Raw genomic sequence first — 20,290 nt, forward strand, 5'->3', positions numbered from 1 at the left:
ATATGCCACATTAGTCACTGCTGCCGCATTGGCGCACCCCGGGTAACGGATATGTAGCCAGGGCTACTTTCAGCCCCACGACGCCCGGCCCGCCCGGACCAGTCGATCCGCGACGGTCGCCTCGACCTCCTCGACGGTCATCCCCACCAGGAGGTGGTCACGCCACTGACCGTCCACGTCCAGATACCGCTCCAGCAGGCCTTCCTCCCGGAAGCCGACATTGCGGAGCACCGCCCGGCTGGGCAGGTTCTCCGGACGGACGGTCGCCTCGATGCGATGCAGTCCGACGGGACCGAAGCCGTGGTCGAGCCCGAGGGCGAGTGCCGCGGTCGCCACACCGCGACCACCGTCCTCCTTCGACACCCAGTAGCCGATCCACGCCGACCGCAATGCGCCTCGCACGATGTTGCCGATCGTCAGTTGGCCGCAGAACCGCCCGTCGAGCTCGATGACCATCGGCAGCATCCGGCCCTTCCGGGCCTCCGCCCGCAGCGACGAACACAGGCCGGGCCAGTTCCCGATGTGGTGCCGGGCGTCCCACGGCCCCTCACCGGTCGGCTCCCAGGGCCGCAGGTGGTCCTCGTCCCGGATCCGCAGCCGGCTCCACGTCGCCGCGTCCCGCAACCGGATGGGTCGGAGGGTGACCTGTCCCGCGGGCACCACGAGCGGGCCGAGTCGGGCCGGCCACCCGGGATGAACGGTGTACCGGCGCAGGGCCGTCGACACCGGGTCAGCCCCGCTGAGCGAGGAAGGCGACGTCCACGCGGTCGCCGGTACGGATGTCGGTCACTTCCGGATCGACCAGCACCAGGCAGTTCGCCTCCGCGAGGGTCGCCAGCAGGTGCGAGGACGAGCCGGGGGCCCCGCCGAGCGCCTGGACCAGATATTCGCCGCTCGTCTCGTCGCGCATCAACTGCCCCCGCAGGAATCCCTTGCGGTCCTCGATCGACGTGATCGGTGCGACGGTCCGGGCGGTGACCACCCGGCGCATCGGCTGCCTGCGTCCGAGCGCGATGCGGATCAGCGGCCGCACCATCACCTCGAACACCACCAGTGCGCTCACCGGGTTGGACGGCAACAGGAAGGTCGGGACCTCGTCGCGCCCGAGCTGACCGAAGCCCTGCACGGATCCCGGATGCATCGCGACCCGCTCGACCTCGAGGTCGCCGAGTTCACGCAGCGCCTCCCGGACCTGGTCGGAGGCACCGCCACCCACCGCACCCGCGATGACCACGATCTCCGAGCGAATCAACTGGCCCTCGACGACCTCCCGCAGCCGCCGCAGGTCGGTGCCGGCGATACCGACCCGGTTCACGTCCGCTCCCGCGTCGCGGGCGGCGGCCGCCAGCGCGTACGAGTTCACGTCGTACACCTGACCGGGACCCGGCGTGCGGTCGACGTCGACGAGTTCGCCGCCGACGCTGATCACCGACAGCCGGGGCCGCGGATGCACGAGCACCTTGTCGCGACCGACCGCGGCGAGCAGGCCGACCTGCGCGGCACCGATGATGGTGCCCGCTCGGACCGCGACGTCACCGGGCTGCACGTCGTCGCCGACGCGGCGCACGTAGTCGCCGGATCGCACCGGCCGCAGCACCCGCACCCGGTTCTGGTTTCCGTCCGTGCGATCGAGCGGAAGCACGGCGTCCGCGAGGGTCGGCATCGGCGCGCCGGTGTCCACGCGGACCGCCTGCCGCGGCTGCAGCCGAGTGGGCTGGCGCGACCCCGCACTCACCTCGCCGACGACGGGCAGCACGACCTCGATCGGTTCACCGTCGTCACCGACGTGCCCGCCACCGGCCGCGGACACGTCCACACTGCGGACCGCGTAGCCGTCGATCGCGGCCTGGTCGAAACCGGGAAGGGGGCGCTCGGCAACCACTTCCTCCGCGCACAGCAACCCCTGTGCCTCGGAGATGGCGACCCGCACGGGACGGGGTGCGACTGCGGCGGCGGTCACCCTGGCCTGCTGCTCCTCAACCGAGCGCATGTAGACGCTGCCTCCCGACCCCACTACCGCTCCGTCTGCTGCAGTCTCTCGACGAGCCACTCACGCAGCGACGGACCGTATTCTTCGCTGTCGAGCGCAAAGTCAACCGCAGCGCGCAGGTAGCCGCCGGGATTTCCGAGGTCGTGTCTCCCACCCCGGTGCACCACCACGTGCACGGGATGCCCCTCCGCGATCAGCAACGCGATCGCGTCGGTCAGCTGCAGCTCCCCACCCTGGCCCGGTGTGATCCGCCGCAGCGCGTCGAAGACGGCACGGTCGAGCAGGTAGCGGCCGGCTGCGGCGAAGGTCGACGGGGCGTCCTCCGGCTTCGGCTTCTCGACCATGCCGGTCACCTTGAGCACATCCGGGTTGACCGCGTCCGGGAGCTCCTCGACCTCGAACACCCCGTAGGCGCCGACCTGGTCCTTCGGGACGTCGATCGCGCACAGGACACTGCCCCCACGCTTGGCCCGGACCCGGGCCATGGTCTCGAGCACGCCACGCGGCATCACCAGATCGTCCGGCAGCAGCACCGCGATGGCGTCCTCGTCGTCGTCGAGGACGGACTCCGCACACGCCACCGCGTGGCCGAGCCCGAGCGGCTCGTCCTGCACGACCGACTCCACCTTCAGCAGGCCCTGCGCCTTGCGCACCTTCTCGAGCAGGTGTGACTTGCCGCTGGCCTCGAGCTTGCTCTCCAGCACCAGGTCCTCGACGAAATGCGCGACGACCCCGTCCTTGCCCTCGGAGGTGACGATGACCAGTCGGCTGGCGCCCGAATCGGCCGCCTCGCCGGCGACGAGTTCGATTCCGGGAGTGTCGACGACCGGCAGCAGTTCCTTCGGCACCGTCTTCGTCGCGGGCAGGAATCGGGTACCGAGTCCCGCCGCTGGGACCACCGCGGTGCGGAAGGCCCTGTTCGTGTTGGTGCCGGTGTCTGTCATGGGCACACCCTATCCGTGCCGACTCTCGGCCCGGGCTCTTAGGGTTACCGGTATGAGAAGTCGGACAGTCGGCCCGTGCCGGTGACGAAGACGCAGTGGCGCACGGAGATCCTGGCCCGTCGTCGTGACGTGGCTCCCGGGGTGAAGGCCGGCGAGGACAACGCGATCGCCGCCGCTGTCGCCGGTCTCGGTGCACAGCTCGGGCCGGACGCGACGGTCTGCGCATACGTGCCTGTGGGGCGCGAGCCGGGTTCGACGGCGATGCTCGACGCCCTGGCCGCCCTCGTCGGCCGGGTTCTCCTGCCGGTCGCACACGAGCCGGGCCCCCTGCGGTGGGCCACCTACCTCGGCGTGGACGCCCTGGTCCCGGCTCCCTTCGGGCTGAGGGAACCCGCGCCGCCGTACCTGCCGCCCGAGACCGTCGCCGAGGCCGCGCTGCTGCTTGTCCCCGCCCTGGCGGTGGACCGCCGCGGGGTGCGGCTCGGGCGCGGCGCGGGGTTCTACGACCGCACGCTGTCGCTCGCGGCCGCCGGAGACGGGACGGGCACCCGGCTCGTCGCCGTCGTTCGCGATGACGAACTGGTGGACGAACTGCCGGAGGATCCGCACGACATCCGGATGCAGGCGGTGTTGACGCCGGCCGGCGGGCTGCGCCTGCTCGGGGCGGCGGAATAGGCAGCGGATTACCGGCGTTGGCACTCAGGACTGTAAAGTGCCAGTGCCTGCGGTATCACTTGCCCAGGCTTCGAGTACCCGCGCGGAGGAACCTGCAGTGCCCACCTACTCCTATGCCTGCACCGAATGCGACAACCGCTTCGACATCGTGCAGTCGTTCACCGACGACACCCTGACCGTCTGCAACGAGTGCAACGGGAAGCTGCGCAAGCTGTTCAACTCGGTGGGCATCGTGTTCAAGGGCAGCGGCTTCTACCGCACCGACAGCCGCGGCGGCGGCAGCACCGCCAGCGAGCCGGCCAAGTCGAGCACGTCGACGTCCGATTCCTCGTCGTCGTCCTCGTCGTCCTCGTCGAGCACCCCGGCCCCCGCCGCCAGCGCCACCACCAGCTAGTTCTCGTTTCTCCACAGCCCCCGGATCCCTCCACAGGACGGGTCCGGGAGCAGCCCTGCGCGGTCGTGCCCACCCTAGCGTGAGCACATGACCCGCGACTTCGAGCGGCTCCGCGACGTCCTGTCCCCCACGCCGGTCGACAGGTTCGCGCGGCTCATCCGCCCCGACTGGACCCGCACCGCGCTCGCCCGCCGGGTGCTCGCCGGCGCACTGACCGTGCTGGCCCTGCTGCTGGCGGTGCGCGATCATCCCGGCGACGACCGCGTCGAGGTCGTGACGGCGGCCCACGACCTGAGCCCGGGTGCCGTCCTTCACGAATCCGATCTGCGACTGGCCGCCCTGCCCGCCGCCGCCGTCCCGGGCGGCGCGCTCCGGGGCCTCGACGACGCCCTCGGGCACACCCTGGCCGGCCCCGCCCGGTCCGGGGAGGCGCTGACCGACGTCCGCCTGCTCGGCTCCCGCCTGGCCGAGGGCACCGCCGGACCCGATGCCCGGATCGTGCCCCTGCGGATCGACGACTCCGAGGTCGCCGGACTGTTGCGGGCCGGAGACCGCGTCGACATCCTCGCCGTCGACCCCGAGGGCGGTGCCGCACCGCGCGTGCTCGCCTCCGCCGCGACGGTGGTCCTGGTGGGACAGCGGGACGGTGGACGGTCGGCGCCCGCGCCGGTGGTTCTCGCGGCACTTCCCGAGGCCACCGCGACCGCGGTGGCAGCGGCATCCCTCACCGGTGCGCTGACCGTCACACTGCGGTGACCGTCACAGCGCGCCTGCCGGTCCGTGTTCGTGCGGTTGCCGCCCTTCCCGGACAGTCCCTAGCATCTTGGGTGTCCGATTCCCTTGTCAGATCGAATCGAATCGAAACGAGGACTGGCCATGCTCAAGGGCTTCAAGGATTTCCTGCTCAAAGGCAACGTGCTCGACCTCGCGGTCGCGGTCGTCGTCGGCACCGCGTTCACCGCCATCGTGACCGCTTTCACCGCCAACCTCATCGAGCCTCTCATCGCCGCACTCGGCGGCAGTCAGGAAATGGGCTTCGGATTCCAGATCACCGACAGCCCAGAGACTTTCGTCAACATCGGCGCCGTGATCAGCGCCGCCATCAACTTCGTGATCATCGCCGCGGTCGTCTACTTCGTCCTCATCGTGCCGTACAACCACGCCAAGGAACGGTTCATGACCAAGGAGGAGAAGACCGCGACGGACATCGAACTGCTCACCGAGATCCGCGATCTCCTCGCCGATCGCCGCATCGAACGGGCCTGACCGCACCGCCGCCGACGGAGCACCGGCCGCGTCGGATTCGGCTCGGCCCCTGCTCGGCATCCGGGATCCCAGCGACTCCCACACACGGGTCTCACACCGGAAATTACCGCGTGTCCGTTTTGCCAGTGGGTAACGGTTGTCCTTAGCATTTGAAAGATCCGAGCCCCCGTACCCAATCGAAGCGAGGACCAGGCATGCTCAAAGGCTTCAAGGATTTCCTGCTCAAAGGCAACGTGCTCGACCTCGCGGTCGCGGTCGTCGTCGGCGCGGCCTTCACGGCCATCGTGACCTCTTTCACGGACAACATCGTCAACCCGCTCGTCGCGTCCGTCGGCAGCGCAGACATGGGCTTCGGATTCCAGATCACCGACAGCCCGGAGACCTTCGTCAACATCGGCGCCGTGATCAGCGCCGCCATCAACTTCGTGATCATCGCCGCGGTCGTCTACTTCATCCTCATCGTGCCGTACAACCACGCCAAGGAACGGTTCATGACCAAGGAGGAGAAGACCGCGACGGACATCGAACTCCTCACCGAGATCCGCGACCTGCTCTCCGAGCGCCCGGTCGAGCGCTCCGTCGACTGACGGTCCGCACACCGAATCGGAAAGAGTTGGGGCCGTGACGCTTTCGTCACGGCCCCAACTCTTTTCAGTCGTGTCGGGGGAAGCGGTTCCGGCTCACCCGATGCTGAACGGCTGTCCCCACGGGGTGACACTGCCCGAGACCGTATCCGTGTCCACCGTTACCTGGACGAACGAACGAGACTGGGCGTGGCCGGCCGATCAGCGACCGCCTGGCAACGCGGGCGCGCCGCCAGTCGACGAAGGAGGCGTCAACCGTGATGTGGAGGGACCTGGCGACGCAGCCACTCGTCCGTGGACGCCTCGGCTCCGGCCCCGTCGGAATCGGACCGCTCGTCGCGGGTGGTCTCGGGCAGCACTTCTCCGAAGATGCGCGCCAGCCGGGCCCGAACTTTCGGGTCCCGGCTGGGGTGCGCGCCTCGTGCGTCGTCGGTGTTCGTCATTCCTCGATTCGGGACAGCTCGCCGATCACGGCACTGGCGAGCGGCGTCAGGGTCGCCATCCCGTCGCGAACGGCAGCGCGGGACGACGCCAGGTTCGCCACCAGGGTACTGCCCGACACCCCGACGACTCCGCGCGAGAGGCCGGCGTCGAGCGCACCGGCGGCCAGACCGGAGGACCGCAGCGCCTCGCTGATCCCGGGAATCTCCCGGTCCAGCACCGCAACGGTGGCGTCGGGGGTGACATCGCGGGGTGACACCCCGGTGCCGCCGACGGAGATGACCAGGTCCACGCCGCCGATGACCGCCGTGTTGAGTGCGTTGCGGATCTCGACCTCGTCCGCGGCGACCGCGACCACCGCGTCGACGAAGAATCCGGCCTCGGTGAGCAGCTCGGTGACCAGTGGTCCCGTCGAATCCACTCCGTCACCGTGAGCGGTTCGGTCGTCGACGATCACCACGAGTGCGCGGCCGGCCAGCGGGGCTTCGATGTCCATGACTCCTACGGTAGTGGTACGGGCGCGCACCGGCTCCGGGTGCCGGTCAAACCACGCCGGTCGGGTCGGCATCAACGGCCACCCTGGGTGGGTGCGGCAGCGAGGGTGACCTCGACGGTCTTCGCGTTGCCCCCATTGGGATCGGTGTAGGTGATCTGGACCTTGTCGCCGGGCGCGTGCGAGCGAATGGCCGCGATCAGGGCGTCTCCGCTGTTGACGACACGGTCGTCGACCCGGGTGATCACCACGCCGCGCGGGATGCCCGCCTGCTCGGCGGGACCGCCTGCCGTGACGTCCTGCACCGCGGCACCGTTGGTGACGTCCCGCGAGGACACCGACACCCCGATGATCGCCTGGGTCGCCTTGCCGGTCTTGACCAGTTCGTCGGCGACCCGCCGGGCCTGGTCCACCGGGATCGCGAAGCCGAGGCCGATCGACCCGCCCTGCTGGCCGGCCGCCGCGTCCCCGCCGAGGGTGGCGATCGCGGTGTTGACGCCGACCAGCTTGCCCTCCATGTTCACCAGCGCACCGCCCGAGTTGCCGGGGTTGATCGCCGCGTCGGTCTGGATGGCGTCGATCACCGTGTTCTGGTTGCCGGACTCACCGCTCGTCGACACCGGGCGGTTGAGCGCGGACACGATTCCGCTGGTGACCGTTCCCGCCAGGCCGAGCGGGGAACCGATCGCCACGACCGGCTGCCCGACCTGCACGTCCGCGGATGTGCCGAGCTCGATCGGGGTCAGGTCGGTGCGGCCCTCCACCTTGACCACCGCGATGTCCGACATCGGGTCGGCCCCGACGAGCTTCGCGGTCGCGGTCGTACCGTCCGAGAACGCGACGGTGAGCTTGCCGTCGGCACCGGCACCGGTCGCGACGTGGTTGTTGGTCAGGATCAGGCCGTCGGAGGAGAGCACGATGCCCGATCCCTCACCCTCGGCGCGGGCGCCCGCGACCTGGATCTGAACCACGCTCGGCAGCACCTTCTGGGCGACCGCCTGGACCGTGCCGGCCGGGGCGTTCGCGGTCTGGGTGGCGTTCGTGCGCGGGGCGTCGAGCGAGTTCGTCACCGTCCCGGAGCTGTTCCCGCTCTGGGTCCAGGCACCTACGGCACCGCCGACGCCACCACTGACCAGCGCCAACGCGATCGCGCCCGCCGCCAGCGCGGCGCGACCCGACTTCGGCTTGGTGGCGGCCGGGAACTGCCCGGCGGCCTGCGAGTCGGTGGCCTGCGTCGCGCCCTGCGGCTGGTAGGAGCCGTACGGGGCCTGTCCGTAGCCGGGCCGCTGGTAGTGCTGCGCCGCGGTCGGGTACTGGGCGGTCGGGTGGTCGCCGGTCGGGTACTGCGACGTCGGGTGGTCGCCGCTGGGGTACTGCGACGTCGGGTGGTCGCCGCTGGGGTACTGCGACGTCGGGTTGCCACCCACCGGGTACTGGGCGGTCGGCTGCTCCCCCGCCGGGTACCGCGAGGTCGGGTTCTCGCCAGCCGGGTACTGGGACGTCGGCTGCTCGCTGCTTGGCGGCTGGTTCGGGGTGGCGGGCTGGTTCTGAGCCCAGGGCGAGTTCTCCTGTCCGGAGTCGCTCCGGCCGCTGCGATCCTCGGTCATCGTTGTGTGGTCCGTTCTCCCCTGCGCACCTGTGGGTGCGACTGCGATGCGATCTCGTTGACTCCAGCCTGTCGGGTCGGGCTTAGAGGGACCTGAGACTGCGCTTTCAGTTTGCCGAGACCTTGCTGCCCACACGGTCGACGCGCTCGGCCGGCGCCTCGCCGGGCAGGACGATGGTGATCAGCGCACCACCGCGATCGGATGCGCCGGCCTCGACGGTGCCGCCGTGCTTGACGACGACCTGGCGAACGATCGCCAACCCGAGCCCCGAGCCGGGCATCGACCGGGCCTCGGTGGACCGGTAGAACCGCTCGAACACCAGCTGCCGGTCCTCCTCGGGAATTCCGGGCCCGGCGTCGTCGACGGTCAACGCGAGATGCCCGTCGTCCAGCACCCGCATCCGCACCCGCACCTCGGCACCCGGAGGGCTCCACTTGGCCGCGTTGTCGAGCACGTTGAGGACCGCCCGGGCCAGCCCGGCACCGTCGCCGTGGACGAACCACGGCACGACCTCTGCCTCGAAGTCCACCTCGTTGCGGCGGCGACGTACCCGCTCCAGCGAGCGTTCGACGGTGTCCGCCAGATCGATTCGCTCGTGCACCGTCTCGGGTGCGTCCTCGCGGGCCAGGTCGACGAGGTCACCCACCAGCGTGGACAGCTCCTCGATCTGCGCCATCACGTCGGCACGCAGATCGGCCATGTCCTGGTCCGGGATCTGCGGGGCGCCCGGTCGACCGGCCGCGATCAGCAGCTCCATGTTGGTGCGCAGCGACGTCAGCGGGGTGCGCAGCTCGTGGCCGGCGTCGGCGACCAGCCGGCTCTGCCGGTCGCGGGACTCCGCCAGGGCCCGGAGCATCGTGTTGAACGAGACGGTGAGCCGGGCGAGCTCGTCGTTACCGGTAACCGGGATCGGCGTCAGCTCGTCGGTACGGGCGATCTGTTCGGTCGCCGCGGTCAGCCGCGCGACGGGTCGCAACCCGGTGCGCCCCACGGCCATTCCCGCTAGGGCAGCCAGGCCGACACCGCACCCGCCAACGACGAACAGCACCCACGCGAGCCGCTCGAGCACCTCTCCGGTCGGCGCGAGCCGCTGCGCGATCACCAGGGTCGACCCGAGATTGGTCCGCTGGGCGAACACCCGCTGACCGGCGAACGTGCGCAGCGTCGAGTCGTGTTCACCTCGGGCAACGGACATCTCGGCCTCACCGATGGGCGCGTTCGAGCCCGGCGGCATGTACACCTTCAGGTCCGGGAAGATGAGCGCGACACTGATGTCGTTGGAGTACACCGTCGCCAGCGAGATGGTCCGAACGTCGAGGGCGTCGAAGTTGTTGGCGATCAGCGTCGTCGACCGGCTGCGCAGCTGCGAGTCGACGTCGTTGTACAGCGCGCGGGAGACGACGGCGTACGCCGCGATCGCCATCACGGCGACCGCGATCGCGACCACCGACGCGGCGAGCAGCGTCACCCGCCACCGCAGCGAGACGGACCGAGTCAGCGGCATCGGCGGCCGCATCTCGGGAATCTCGTGCGGTACGGACGAATTCGTGGCCGAGCGGCCGAACGGGGCAGCCATCACGGCGGCGTCTCCCGCAGCACGTAACCGACACCGCGGACCGTGTGGATCAGCCGCGGCTCGCCGTCCGCCTCCGTCTTGCGACGCAGGTAGCCGACGTACACCTCCAGGGCGTTGCCGGAGGTCGGGAAGTCGTATCCCCACACCTCCTCGAGGATCCGGCTGCGCGAGAGCACCCGGCGCGGATTCGCCATCAGCATCTCCAGCAGCGAGAACTCGGTGCGGGTCAGGCTGATCGAGCGACCGCCCCGGTCGACCTCGCGGGTGACCGGATCGAGGGTCAGGTCCTCGAACGTGAGCGCCTCCGAATCCTCGCCGACGTCCGGCACCGCCCTCCGCAGCAGCGCCCGCAGCCGCGCGAGAAGTTCCTCGAGCGCGAACGGCTTCGGCAGGTAGTCGTCGGCGCCCGCGTCGAGTCCGGCAACCCGCTCGGACACCGAATCCCGGGCTGTGAGCACCAGGATCGGCAGGTCGTCACCGGCGCTGCGCAGGCGCCGGCACACCTCCAGTCCGTCGAGACGCGGCATCATCACGTCGAGCACCACGGCGTCGGGTCGCGCCGCGGCGACCTGCTCCAGCGCGTTCAACCCGTCCACCGCGAGGTCGACGGTGTACCCGTTGAAGGTCAGGGATCGGCGGAGGGAGTCCCGCACGGCTCGGTCGTCGTCGACCACCAGGATGCGCATGACCATAGTTTCTACCCGGCAACTGAGATCGCGCTGAGAGGCGGCTGAGCCGTGTCGCTCAAGTCGGTGTCCCTCAGTCGTCCACGTGCCGCGGCCCGGGCAGGTTCCATTTGCGCCACAGCGCGAGCAATCGCAGCACCGACGCCGACACCGTGCCGATCACCAGGCCCGCGTTGGCCGTCAGCCCCAGCGCCGCGCACGCGACCACCACGGTCGAACCGATCAGCGCCGGGATCGCGTACAGGTCACGGTGCAGCAGCAGCGGCATCTCGTTGACCAGGATGTCGCGCAGCACACCGCCCCCGATCGCGGTGGTGGCGCCGATCAGCATCGCGGCCTGACTGCTCGCGCCGACGTCGAGGGCGATCGTCGCCCCGCTACTTGCGAACAGTCCCATCCCGACCGCGTCGAGCACGAGGATTTCGCGGCGCAGCCGGCGCACGGCGGCGTGCGCGAAGAACACCACCACCGAGGTGACCAGCGCGGTGGTGAAGTACTTCCAGGTGTTCAGCGAGGTCGGCGGGGTGATGCCGAGCAGGACGTCGCGCAGCACACCGCCACCGATCGCGGTGAACACGCCGATCAGGCACACCCCGAAGAAGTCGAGGCGTTTGGTGACCGCGACCAGCGCACCGGAGGCCGCGAACGCGATCACCCCGACCAGCTCGAGCACCTTCAGCAGCACGCGTCACCCTCCCGTCGGTCTCATCTTGCCCAGCCGCGGCGGGGGAACGCGTCAGCGTCCGTGCGTGTCGGTATCGATCGGCGCGACCCTCGTGGCCTCGAACGCCGCGGCCCTCGCCGTCTGCACCGGCCGGCGCCGCAGCACCGCCCACACGAGGCCGAGCACCGCGAACCAGACCGGGGTCACGAGCAGTGCCTGCAGGGTGTCGGACTTCTGGGTGAACGCCCACACCAGGAACGCAAAGAACGCGAGCACCACGTAGCACATCGCGACGCCGCCCGGCATCTTGAAGGTGGATCGCTCGTGCAGCTCGGGCCGGCGCCGACGGTAGACGATGTAGCTGATCAGGATCATCGACCACACGAACATGAAGCACAGCGACGAGATGGTGGTCACGATGGTGAATGCGCCGATGATCGAGTCGCCGACCGCGACCATCACCACGCCGGACAGCAGGAACACACCCGACAGGTACAGCGCGTTGGCGGGCACCCTCCGTTTGGTCAGCCGCGCGAACGCCGACGGCGCGTCGCCGTTGCGGGCGAGGCCGTAGACCATCCGGGACGTCGAGTAGATGCCGGAGTTCGCCGACGAGGTGGCCGAGGTGAGCACCACGAAGTTGACGACGGACGCGGCGATGCCGAGGCCGGCGAGGCCGAACATCGCGACGAAGGGGCTGCGGTCGGCGCTGATCTCCCGCCACGGGGTGACCGAGATGATCACCGCGAGCGCGACGACGTAGAACAGCATCACGCGGATCGGGATCGAGTTGATCGCCTTCGGCAGGTTCTTCTCCGGGTCCTTGGTCTCGGCGGCGGCGGTGCCGACCAGTTCGATCCCGACGAACGCGAAGGTCGCGATCTGGAATCCGGCGACGAAGCCCATCGGCCCGGTCGGGAAGAAGCCGCCGTCGTTCCACATGTTCGCGAAGGACGACTCGGCCCCGTTCGGCGCGATGAAGTGGGTGAGCACCATCGCCAGGCCGACCACGATCAGGGCGACGATCGCGACGATCTTGATCAGCGCGAACCAGAACTCGGTCTCGCCGAACGCCTTGACGGTCGGCAGGTTCAGCCCGATCAGCAGCGCGACGGAGACCAGTGCGGGAATCCACAACGGCAGCGAGCCCCACCAGTAGGAGACGTAGCCTGCGATCGCGATGACGTCGGCGATGCCGGTGACGATCCAGCAGAACCAGTAGGTCCAGCCGGTGAAGAACCCGGCCCACGGCCCGAGCAGGTCGCCGGCGAAGTCGGCGAACGAGCGGTAGCCGGTGTTCGACAGCAGCAGCTCACCCATCGCCCGCATGACGAAGAACAGCATCGTGCCGATGATCATGTAGACGAACAGCACCGACGGTCCGGCCAGCGAGATGGTCTTGCCCGAGCCCATGAACAGGCCGGTCCCGATCGCGCCGCCGATCGCCATCAGCTGGATGTGCCGGTTGGTCAGCTGCCGGGACAGGCCCGGCTGCTGCTCTGTCGCACGGGTGATCTGGGTGTCTTCGGACACGGATGCTCCTCGCCACGGCGGCGCCGTGAATGAATGCGTTGGACGTCGGCGGACGTCGGGCCCGAGCGCGTTGGACGACGTCAGGCGGTAGTTATCGTAGCGAACGACCGGTCGGCGCCCGGGCACCGACCGGTCGGGTATCACCTCCGCGCGGGGTCGTACAGGCCGAGCCGCACCGCCCGGACCAGCCGTCTCGGCACCCGGTGCGTGACGCCGCCGACGGTCACGTCGACCAGGTCCGGGGCCTGCGCCTTCCACCGGGCGCGCCGGCTGCGGGTGTTCGACCGCGACATGCGTCGCTTCGGTGCTGCCATGGTTGTGCCTCCTCGTTGTGGGTGGTCAGCGCTCCTGCGGGCGGCGCGATCCGTAGCGGCGTTCGAACTTCTCCACCTGCCCGGCACTGTCGACGACGCGGGCCGAACCGGTCCAGAACGGGTGTGACGCGCTGGTGACGTCGACGACGATCAGCGGATAGGTGTTGCCGTCCTCCCACACCGTGGTCCGCTCAGCGGAGGCGGTGGACCGGGTCAGGAACCTCGTGCCGGTGCTGCCGTCCTGGAAGACGACGGGGCGGTAGTCGGGGTGCGTCGATGTCTTCATGCCTTGTCCTCTCGGTGTGCCTGCTGGAAACGGGTGTCGGATCGGCCCTCGTCGCAGGGCTCGGCGTGCCAGTCGCCGAATGGGTCCGGCCAGGTGGGCCAGGCGTGCTCGCGCCCGAACTCGGCATCGGTGAGCACCGCGTGACGCAGCGCCCGGTCGACGGCGCGCGGATCGGTGTCGTGGACCAGCACCACGAGGGAGGTGTGACGGTCGCCGTGCCGGGTGTCCCAGCGCAGCGCGGCCAGTGCACGGCGCGTCGCGTCCGCACCGGACTGCTCATCGGTGCTCATCGCGGCGAGCCAGCGTCCGGCCCGGCCGACGCGGAGGCCGCCACCGGCGGATTCGAGCCACAGCACGTGCTCGGGCTGGGTCGCCAGCCACATGCGGCCGCGCGCGGTGACGACACCGTCGAGCAGTACGTCGACCGCCTCGTGCAGGCGTTCCGGGTGAAACGGCCGGTCCGCGGTGAACTCGACGAGGGTGACGCCGCAGTCGGTGGCCAGCGGCGGCTGGCCACGCAGCAACGGCTCGTGCGCGCCCCCGACGGCTCCGCGCCGGGCATCGGAGGGCACCCGCGCGAGCACGCGGTCGCCGTCCGGCGCGAGGTCGTCGCCGATCCAGTCGATCGGCGCGGTCGGGGCCAGTCGGGTCAGGACGGCGTGCAGCCGGGCCTGGCTCCACCCGTCCGCACCGCGTCCGGCGACAACCAGGGCGTCGGCGCAGGCGACCTGCCCGACCACGACCTGCGCGACGGTGCGGTCGTCGTCGGCGGTGGTGGCGAGACCGCGGTCCGCGAGGTCGTCGTCACCAGTCGCGTCGTCGAGCCAGGTCGCCGCGTCCACGCAGGTCAGCACCGCCTCGATGCGGACGTCGCGGGATGCCGGACCGTCGAGTTGCCCGATCACCCCGCCCACGTGGACGTGCTCGATCGCCTCGCACACCGCCTCCGGTTCGAGTGTGCGATCGAGCTGCAGCACGATCCGGCGCACCGAGCCGCGCGCGTGCAGTCGCCGCAGCAGGGGCACGAGGTCCTCCCGCAGGGTGCAGCTGACGCAGCCGTGGGCGAGTTCGAGCAGCGTGGTGTCGACCACCCCGTCCGAGCCGGTGACGGTGCGCCGGACCACACCCTCCCGCAGGTGGTCGAGGTCGTGGTGGACGAGGACGGTTTCGGCGGTCAGCAGGCTCGCCGCAGTGGCCTCGGTGTCGGCCCAGCCGGCGACGAGGACGACCGGGGTTCGGCGGTCGGTCACTATCACTCCTTTCGACAACGATTGTCATTTCAGTGAAGGAACGGTACCGTCCCAGGCGGCATTTGTCGAAAACCATTTTCAACACTGGGTGAAAGGAGGCAGCATGTCGGCGCATTGCCAGGTGACCGGGCGCAAACCCGGATTCGGCAGGTCGGTATCGCACTCACACACACGGACGAGTCGGCGGTGGGATCCGAACATCCAGCGCAAGACCTACTTCCTGCCGAGCGAGGGCCGCCGGATCACGCTCACCGTCTCCGCAAAGGGGATCCGGACCATCGACCGCGACGGCATCGAGGCCGTCGTCGCGCGCATCCGCGCCGAGGGGGTGCGGATCTGATGGCCCGCAGCACCGAGGTCCGCCCGATCGTGAAGCTGAAGTCCACCGCGGGCACGGGCCACACCTACGTCACCAGGAAGAACCGTCGCAACGATCCCGACCGGCTGGTCCTGCGCAAGTACGACCCCGTCGTCCGCCGCCATGTCGACTTCCGAGAGGAGAAGTGATGGCGAGGAGGTCGAAGATCGTGAGAAACGAGCAGCGAGCGCTGGTCGTCGCGCGCTACGCGACCCGGCGCGCGGAACTGAAGGAGATCGTGCGCCGGCCGTCCAGCTCCCTCGAGGAGAGGTCCCGGGCCCAGGCGGCACTGCAGCGTCTTCCCCGCGATGCCAGTCCGGTACGATTGCGTAATCGTGACGCTGCGGACGGTCGTCCGCGCGGTCACCTGCGAAAGTTCGGGCTCTCTCGCGTGCGCGTGCGCGAATTGGCTCATCGTGGGGAACTGCCCGGCGTACGCAAGTCCAGCTGGTAACACTCGAGAGGGAAGCAATGGCAGTCAAGAGGGGCCCGTCCAAGAAGTCCCGCGGCGCGGACACCGGCCGCAAGCCCAAGAAGAACCCGCTGTTCGCGGCCAAGATCGAGCACGTCGACTACAAGGACGTGAACCTGCTCCGCACGTTCATCTCCGACCGCGGCAAGATCCGCAGCCGTCGCGTCACCGGCCTGACCCCGCAGCAGCAGCGTCAGGTTGCCGTCGCGGTGAAGAACGCCCGCGAGATGGCACTGCTGCCGTTCACCAGCCGGTAGCAAGAGTTTCCCGAAAGGCCGCACGGTCCCCGACCGTGCGGCCTTTCGCGTACCCGGCGGATGCACGCTCGGCGGCGGCCGGATTCGTTAGAAAGGCTGACGACTAGACTCCTCGGGGTTTGTTCGTCGAGGAGGTCACGGTGTCCGGAGTGCTCTCGGGATTCGCCGTCATCTTCGTCGTCATCGCCATCGGCTACGTGCTCGGCCGCTCCCGGGTTCTCGGCGAGCAGGGCGAGTTCGTCCTCAGCCGGCTGGTGTTCTTCGTCGCGACGCCCGCGCTGCTGTTCGACTCGCTCGCGAACGCCGACCTGTCGGTGATCTTCTCCCCCACCCTCGCCGTCGCTGCGGCCACCGCGTTCGCGCTCGGCATCACCTACTTCGCGATCACCCGCACCGTCATGCGCCGGCCGGTCCCGGAGTCGACGATCGGCGCGTTGGCGGCGTCGTACGTGAACTCGGCGAACCTCGGCATCCCCATCGCGGTGTTCGTGCTCGGCGACGCCTCGTTCGTCGCGCCGCTGCTGCTGTTCCAGATCGTCGTCTACTCCCCGATCGCTCTGACCATGCTCGATCTGACCACCGGACGAAAGAGCAGTTCCTGGGTCGAGACGGTGACGACGCCGTTCAAGAACCCGATCGTGCTGGCCGGCCTCGCCGGGCTTGCGGTCTCGATCACCGGGTGGACGCCCCCGGCCGCGATCACCGAACCGTTCCGCATCGTCGGCGGTGCATCGGTGCCGGGCGCGCTGCTGGCGTTCGGCATCTCGCTGTACGGCGTACGGGTGCTGCAACGCGGTGTCGCGCCACGCCGCGAGATCGCGCTCGCCTCGGTGCTGAAAATCGTCGTGCAGCCGGTCCTCGCGTACCTGATGGGACGGTTCGCCCTCGGCCTGGACGGTCACGAGCTGTTCGCGGTGGTCGTGGTGGCGGCCCTGCCGACCGCGCAGAACGTCTTCGTCTACGCCAGCCGGTACCAGCGCGGCATGGTCCTGGCCCGCGACACCGCCCTGGTCACCACCCTCGCCTCGATCCCCGCCATCGGACTGGTCGCCGCACTGCTGGCGTGACGCGACCGCGCCGCCCGTGCGTGAAGTGCCCGCTCACCGGGGTGAAAATCACTCACAGGCGGCGGAGCCGCACGAAGTCGCTGACCACCGCGGCTCCCAGACCGTCGAGATCGGGCGCCACGACCCGCCCGCCGACACGCTGCGCCATCCTGTCCACCACCCGGGCCAGGCCGGGATCGTCACCGAGCCGGAAGATCGTCACCTGCGCGCCCAGCTTGGCGAGGTTGTCGAGTTCCCGGACCGTCAGGCCCAGAGTCTTGGGGTGCGGCGGATAGTCGAAGAACGCCCGGCCGTCAGGCTCCAGATGTGCCGTCGGCTCACCGTCGGTGACGATCAGGACCACCGGTTGGGCGTTCGGGTTCCGGCGCAGGTGCCTGCCCGCCAACAGCAGGGCGTGATGCAGGTTGGTGCCCTGGTCCCACGCGCCGTCCAGGCCCGCCAATTCCTCCGGGGTGACGGTGCGGGCCTGCCTGCCGAACGCGATCAACTGCAGGTCGTCGCCGCGGAATCGGGTGCGCACCAGATGGTTCAGCGCCAGCGCCGTCCGCTTCATCGGCACCCAGCGCCCGTCCATCACCATCGAGAACGAGGTGTCCACCAGCAGCGCCACCGCGGCCCGGGTGCGCTGCTCCGTCTCGGCGATCTCGACGTCGGAGACCCGCAACCGAACCGGAACCGACACCTGCCCGGAACCCGCCTCGCGGAGAACGGCATTGGTGACCGTCCGCGTGACGTCCCACGGTTCGGTGTCGCCGAACTCCCACGGACGGCTGGATCCGGTGGGCTCCCCCATCGCCCCCGCCCGGCGGGTGTCGCGGGCACCGTCGCGCCCGGACAACCGCTGCGCGACATCACGCAACGCCGACTGGCCCAGCTTGCGCATCGCCCTCGGCGACAGTCGCCACTGGCCGTCCGCACCGCGGTCGAGGAAGCCCTGCTGGTGCAGCGCCCGCTCGAGGTCGGCGAGGGTGCGAGCGTCGGCGGCCGCCTCCGGTCCGAGCTGCCGCAGCAACGCCTCCGGGTCGATGTCGTCGAGTTGCGCGCCCGCGTACTCCTGCGACAGCTGCTCACCGAGCTGTTCGAGTTCGGCGATGTCCGCCAGCGCGGACGTGCCGTCACCGAGGCCCATGCCGTCGTCGCCGCGGAACCGGCGACTGCCGTCCCAGTCCTCGCCCGGCCGCGCCGCCCGCAGGTTCGCGTCCAGCCGGTCCAACTGCTGCATCAGGCCGGGGCTGCCGAACGCCTGCTGCGCCAACGCATCCAGTTCGGCGCGCTGCTCGGGGGTCAGCGAGTTCCGCAGGCGCTGTGCAGCGGCCGCGCGGCGGGCGAGCGCGTCGAGCAGCTCCTCCACGTCCCGCGGGTTCTCGGGGAAGAACTCGCCGTGATCGGCCATGAACTGCTCGAAATCCTCCGGGGTGTCCTCACCCCGAGAGTGCTTGTCCAGCAGGTCGTTCAGGTCCGACAGCATCTCGTCGACGCGCCGGCGGTCCTCGTCGGTGGCGTTCTCGAGCGCCTGCTTCATGCCGTCGAACCGCTGGTCGAGCAGTTCCCGGCCGAGCAGGTCCCGGATCTTCTCGTAGTCGGCGCGGGCCTGCGGATCGCGCCAGTCGTAGTCGGACAGGTCCCGCACCGCCTGCGCGGTGGACGGCGGCAGCTCCGCGAGCTGCATCTCCGCGAAGCGGGCGTCGTCGTCGAGCGACCGTGCCAACTCCTTGCGTTCGGCGAGCACGGCACGGTCGAGCAGCTCGCGAACCTCGTCGAGGGTGCCGCCGAGGTTGTGCTCGCCCAGAAGCTCGCGGCGACGCCGGTTGGCCTGCGCGGCAAGCCGGTCCAGCCCGCGCATCGTCGAGGTGCCGCGCCGGAGCAGCTCGCGGAGCGCCTGCCGCGGCGACGAGCCCTCGAGGACGTCGTTGCCGATCGCCTCGAGCGCCTCGCGCAGGTCCACCGGGGGTGCCAGTGGATCCGGTCCCCCGTGGTAGCGGCCGTAACGCTGGTACATCAGCTGTACACCAGCTGCCCGTCGTCGTCGGGGTCCTTCGCGATCCGACGTGCCAGATACAGCCCTTCGAGGGCCAGTTCCACAGCCGATGCGCGGGCGCCGACCGTCCGGGCACCGAGCCGCTCGGCCACCTGGTCGACCACCGCCAGGTCCGGCAGTTCACCGAGCAGGTCCTTCGCGGTGACCCGGTCGCCGGTCACGACGGGCGATCCCTCCTCGACCGCCGCCACCAGCTGCCCGAGATCGATGCCGCCGAGCCGTTCACGGACGGTCTCCGCGGTGGCCCGCCGCAGCAGGTGCTCGAGGATCTCGCTCTCTCGGCCCTCCTCGCCGGACTCGAACTCGAGCTTTCCGCGCAGGACGTCGATCACCGTCCCGAGATCGACGGGGCGCGCGGTCGGGTCGGACTCGCCGAGGATCGCACCACGGTGCACCGCCGCCGCGCCGACCGTCTCCGCCGCCGCGACCGCGAACCGGGCCGAGACGCCGGAGCGCTGGTCGATCGACGGGGACTCGCGCAGCAGCCGGGTGAACCGGGCGAGGATCTCGAGCAGGTGCAGGGGCACCTCGGCGCGCAGCTGCGCCTCCTGCTCGATGACGGCGACCTCGTCGTCGACCTCGAGCGGGTAGTGGGTGCGGATCTCGGCACCGAACCGGTCCTTGATCGGGGTGATGATGCGTCCGCGGTTCGTGTAGTCCTCCGGGTTCGCGCTGGCCACCAGCAACACGTCGAGCGGCAGCCGCAGCGTGTAGCCGCGGACCTGGATGTCACGCTCCTCCATCACGTTCAGCAGTGACACCTGGATCCGCTCGGCGAGGTCGGGCAGCTCGTTGACCGCGACGATGCCGCGATGCGCCCGTGGCACCAGTCCGAAGTGGATGGTCTCGGGGTCGCCGAGACTGCGCCCCTCCGCGACCTTGACCGGGTCGACGTCGCCGACCAGGTCCGCGACCGACGTGTCCGGGGTCGCGAGCTTCTCCGAGTACCGTTCGTCGCGTCCGCGCCAGGCGATCGGCAGGTCGTCGCCGAGTTCGGCGGCCCGCCGGATGGAGGCGGGGGTGATCGGTTCGTACGGGTGCTCACCGAGCTCCGAACCGGCGATCACCGGCGTCCACTCGTCCAGCAGCAGCGGCAGCGTGCGCAGCAGCCGGGTCTTGCCCTGCCCGCGCTCGCCGAGCAGCACGATGTCGTGGCCGGCGATCAGGGCGCGTTCGAGCTGCGGCAGGACGGTGTCCTCGAAGCCGACGATCCCCGGCCAGGGGTCGCGGCCGTCTCGCAGGGCGGCGAGCAGGTTGTCGCGGATCTCGTCCTTGACCGGACGCTGGACGTGGCCGGACGCGCGCAACTCGCCCACCGTGGCGGCGGTGGGGCGCGGCGACCGGAACTCGGGGCTGGGCGCAGTCACCACTCCACGCTACGAGGCTTCCGCCGAA

The 20,290-nt window shown here is 70.1% G+C and carries 25 protein-coding genes and 1 pseudogene; 10 read left to right on the forward strand and 16 right to left on the reverse strand.

Translation table 11 applies throughout. From position 1 onward, the window contains the following. Nucleotides 1-69: 69 nt before the first annotated feature. Genes ACWEPG_RS07515 through ACWEPG_RS07525 form a run of 3 tightly spaced genes read right to left on the reverse strand, consistent with a single transcriptional unit; the run spans nucleotide 70 to nucleotide 2,934 of the window. A complete protein-coding gene (locus ACWEPG_RS07515) occupies nucleotides 70-726 on the reverse strand; it encodes a GNAT family N-acetyltransferase (RefSeq protein WP_450113254.1) in 657 nt (218 codons plus the stop codon). 4 nt (nucleotides 727-730) lie between these two features. Continuing rightward, complete coding sequence (gene glp, locus ACWEPG_RS07520) at nucleotides 731-1,990, reverse strand: molybdotransferase-like divisome protein Glp (protein WP_450113255.1); 1,260 nt, start codon at nucleotides 1,988-1,990, stop codon at nucleotides 731-733. Nucleotides 1,991-2,013: 23 nt separating this feature from the next. Beyond that, the gene (locus ACWEPG_RS07525) at nucleotides 2,014-2,934 is read right to left on the reverse strand and encodes a UTP--glucose-1-phosphate uridylyltransferase (RefSeq protein WP_450113256.1); all 921 of its coding nucleotides are present in this window, start codon (nucleotides 2,932-2,934) and stop codon (nucleotides 2,014-2,016) included. 75 nt (nucleotides 2,935-3,009) lie between these two features. Between ACWEPG_RS07525 and ACWEPG_RS07530 the strand changes: the two genes are divergently transcribed. From ACWEPG_RS07530 to mscL (ACWEPG_RS07550), 5 genes are all read left to right on the forward strand, one after another. After that, nucleotides 3,010-3,609, forward strand: coding sequence for a 5-formyltetrahydrofolate cyclo-ligase (locus ACWEPG_RS07530; RefSeq protein ID WP_452594175.1), 600 nt, complete (start codon nucleotides 3,010-3,012; stop codon nucleotides 3,607-3,609). 97 nt (nucleotides 3,610-3,706) lie between these two features. Beyond that, entirely contained in the window at nucleotides 3,707-4,003 is a 297-nt protein-coding gene (locus tag ACWEPG_RS07535; RefSeq protein WP_450113258.1) for an FmdB family zinc ribbon protein, read from the forward strand. An 87-nt stretch (nucleotides 4,004-4,090) separates the two neighbouring features. Further along, on the forward strand, nucleotides 4,091-4,759 hold the full coding sequence (locus ACWEPG_RS07540; protein ID WP_450113259.1) for an SAF domain-containing protein: 669 nt from the start codon (nucleotides 4,091-4,093) through the stop codon (nucleotides 4,757-4,759). 120 nt (nucleotides 4,760-4,879) lie between these two features. Beyond that, nucleotides 4,880-5,269, forward strand: a complete 390-nt coding sequence (gene mscL / locus ACWEPG_RS07545) for a large conductance mechanosensitive channel protein MscL (protein ID WP_450113260.1) — start codon at nucleotides 4,880-4,882, stop codon at nucleotides 5,267-5,269. 194 nt (nucleotides 5,270-5,463) lie between these two features. Then, on the forward strand, nucleotides 5,464-5,856 hold the full coding sequence (gene mscL, locus ACWEPG_RS07550; RefSeq protein ID WP_450113261.1) for a large conductance mechanosensitive channel protein MscL: 393 nt from the start codon (nucleotides 5,464-5,466) through the stop codon (nucleotides 5,854-5,856). A gap of 93 nt (nucleotides 5,857-5,949) precedes the next feature. Here the strand turns inward: mscL (ACWEPG_RS07550) and ACWEPG_RS07555 are convergent. The 11 genes and pseudogenes from ACWEPG_RS07555 to mrf all read right to left on the reverse strand — a co-directional run. Continuing rightward, nucleotides 5,950-6,039 (reverse strand): annotated as a pseudogene (locus ACWEPG_RS07555) (MspA family porin); the annotation flags it as partial. Nucleotides 6,040-6,104: 65 nt separating this feature from the next. Then, on the reverse strand, nucleotides 6,105-6,296 hold the full coding sequence (locus tag ACWEPG_RS07560; RefSeq protein ID WP_450113262.1) for a hypothetical protein: 192 nt from the start codon (nucleotides 6,294-6,296) through the stop codon (nucleotides 6,105-6,107). After that, nucleotides 6,293-6,790 carry a MogA/MoaB family molybdenum cofactor biosynthesis protein gene (locus ACWEPG_RS07565; RefSeq protein ID WP_450113263.1) on the reverse strand — a complete coding sequence of 166 codons (498 nt, stop codon included), beginning with the start codon at nucleotides 6,788-6,790 and terminating at the stop codon, nucleotides 6,293-6,295. The genes ACWEPG_RS07560 and ACWEPG_RS07565 overlap by 4 nt, the downstream gene beginning before the upstream one ends. A 71-nt stretch (nucleotides 6,791-6,861) precedes the next feature. Further along, nucleotides 6,862-8,394, reverse strand: a complete 1,533-nt coding sequence (locus tag ACWEPG_RS07570) for a trypsin-like peptidase domain-containing protein (protein WP_452594176.1) — start codon at nucleotides 8,392-8,394, stop codon at nucleotides 6,862-6,864. Nucleotides 8,395-8,500: 106 nt separating this feature from the next. After that, a complete protein-coding gene (locus ACWEPG_RS07575; protein ID WP_450113265.1) occupies nucleotides 8,501-9,970 on the reverse strand; it encodes an ATP-binding protein in 1,470 nt (489 codons plus the stop codon). Then, nucleotides 9,970-10,656: a response regulator transcription factor gene (locus ACWEPG_RS07580; RefSeq protein WP_450113266.1), complete on the reverse strand. Its 687-nt coding sequence runs from the start codon at nucleotides 10,654-10,656 to the stop codon at nucleotides 9,970-9,972. Before ACWEPG_RS07580 ends, ACWEPG_RS07575 begins: the two co-directional genes overlap by 1 nt. A 73-nt stretch (nucleotides 10,657-10,729) precedes the next feature. Further along, nucleotides 10,730-11,341 (reverse strand): trimeric intracellular cation channel family protein, encoded by a 612-nt coding sequence (locus tag ACWEPG_RS07585; protein ID WP_450113267.1) that lies wholly within the window; start codon nucleotides 11,339-11,341, stop codon nucleotides 10,730-10,732. Between the two features lie 51 nt (nucleotides 11,342-11,392). Further along, a complete protein-coding gene (gene cycA / locus ACWEPG_RS07590) occupies nucleotides 11,393-12,853 on the reverse strand; it encodes a D-serine/D-alanine/glycine transporter (protein WP_450113268.1) in 1,461 nt (486 codons plus the stop codon). Between the two features lie 140 nt (nucleotides 12,854-12,993). Continuing rightward, nucleotides 12,994-13,167: a 50S ribosomal protein L32 gene (gene rpmF, locus ACWEPG_RS07595; RefSeq protein ID WP_450113269.1), complete on the reverse strand. Its 174-nt coding sequence runs from the start codon at nucleotides 13,165-13,167 to the stop codon at nucleotides 12,994-12,996. 25 nt (nucleotides 13,168-13,192) lie between these two features. Continuing rightward, the gene (locus ACWEPG_RS07600; RefSeq protein ID WP_450113270.1) at nucleotides 13,193-13,453 is read right to left on the reverse strand and encodes a type B 50S ribosomal protein L31; all 261 of its coding nucleotides are present in this window, start codon (nucleotides 13,451-13,453) and stop codon (nucleotides 13,193-13,195) included. Then, nucleotides 13,450-14,703, reverse strand: coding sequence for a ribosome hibernation factor-recruiting GTPase MRF (gene mrf, locus ACWEPG_RS07605; RefSeq protein ID WP_450113271.1), 1,254 nt, complete (start codon nucleotides 14,701-14,703; stop codon nucleotides 13,450-13,452). The genes ACWEPG_RS07600 and mrf overlap by 4 nt, the downstream gene beginning before the upstream one ends. Before the next feature lie 103 nt (nucleotides 14,704-14,806). Here mrf and rpmB point away from each other — a divergent pair, with 103 nt between their 5' ends. From rpmB to ACWEPG_RS07630, 5 genes are all read left to right on the forward strand, one after another. Further along, complete coding sequence (gene rpmB, locus ACWEPG_RS07610) at nucleotides 14,807-15,043, forward strand: 50S ribosomal protein L28 (protein WP_450113272.1); 237 nt, start codon at nucleotides 14,807-14,809, stop codon at nucleotides 15,041-15,043. After that, nucleotides 15,040-15,210, forward strand: a complete 171-nt coding sequence (gene rpmG, locus ACWEPG_RS07615; RefSeq protein ID WP_450113383.1) for a 50S ribosomal protein L33 — start codon at nucleotides 15,040-15,042, stop codon at nucleotides 15,208-15,210. The genes rpmB and rpmG overlap by 4 nt, the downstream gene beginning before the upstream one ends. After that, nucleotides 15,210-15,515: a 30S ribosomal protein S14 gene (gene rpsN / locus ACWEPG_RS07620; protein ID WP_450113273.1), complete on the forward strand. Its 306-nt coding sequence runs from the start codon at nucleotides 15,210-15,212 to the stop codon at nucleotides 15,513-15,515. The genes rpmG and rpsN overlap by 1 nt, the downstream gene beginning before the upstream one ends. Before the next feature lie 17 nt (nucleotides 15,516-15,532). After that, nucleotides 15,533-15,790: a 30S ribosomal protein S18 gene (gene rpsR, locus ACWEPG_RS07625; protein WP_050062834.1), complete on the forward strand. Its 258-nt coding sequence runs from the start codon at nucleotides 15,533-15,535 to the stop codon at nucleotides 15,788-15,790. Between the two features lie 140 nt (nucleotides 15,791-15,930). Then, the gene (locus ACWEPG_RS07630) at nucleotides 15,931-16,857 is read left to right on the forward strand and encodes an AEC family transporter (RefSeq protein WP_450113274.1); all 927 of its coding nucleotides are present in this window, start codon (nucleotides 15,931-15,933) and stop codon (nucleotides 16,855-16,857) included. A 52-nt stretch (nucleotides 16,858-16,909) separates the two neighbouring features. Here ACWEPG_RS07630 and ACWEPG_RS07635 read toward each other — a convergent pair whose 3' ends face one another. Together ACWEPG_RS07635 and ACWEPG_RS07640 are read right to left on the reverse strand one after the other, a co-directional pair. Beyond that, a complete protein-coding gene (locus ACWEPG_RS07635) occupies nucleotides 16,910-18,856 on the reverse strand; it encodes a VWA domain-containing protein (RefSeq protein ID WP_450113275.1) in 1,947 nt (648 codons plus the stop codon). Next, on the reverse strand, nucleotides 18,856-20,265 hold the full coding sequence (locus tag ACWEPG_RS07640) for an ATP-binding protein (protein ID WP_450113276.1): 1,410 nt from the start codon (nucleotides 20,263-20,265) through the stop codon (nucleotides 18,856-18,858). The genes ACWEPG_RS07635 and ACWEPG_RS07640 overlap by 1 nt, the downstream gene beginning before the upstream one ends. Nucleotides 20,266-20,290: the final 25 nt, after the last annotated feature.

The sequence above is a fragment of the Rhodococcus sp. NPDC004095 genome (assembly GCF_053604015.1).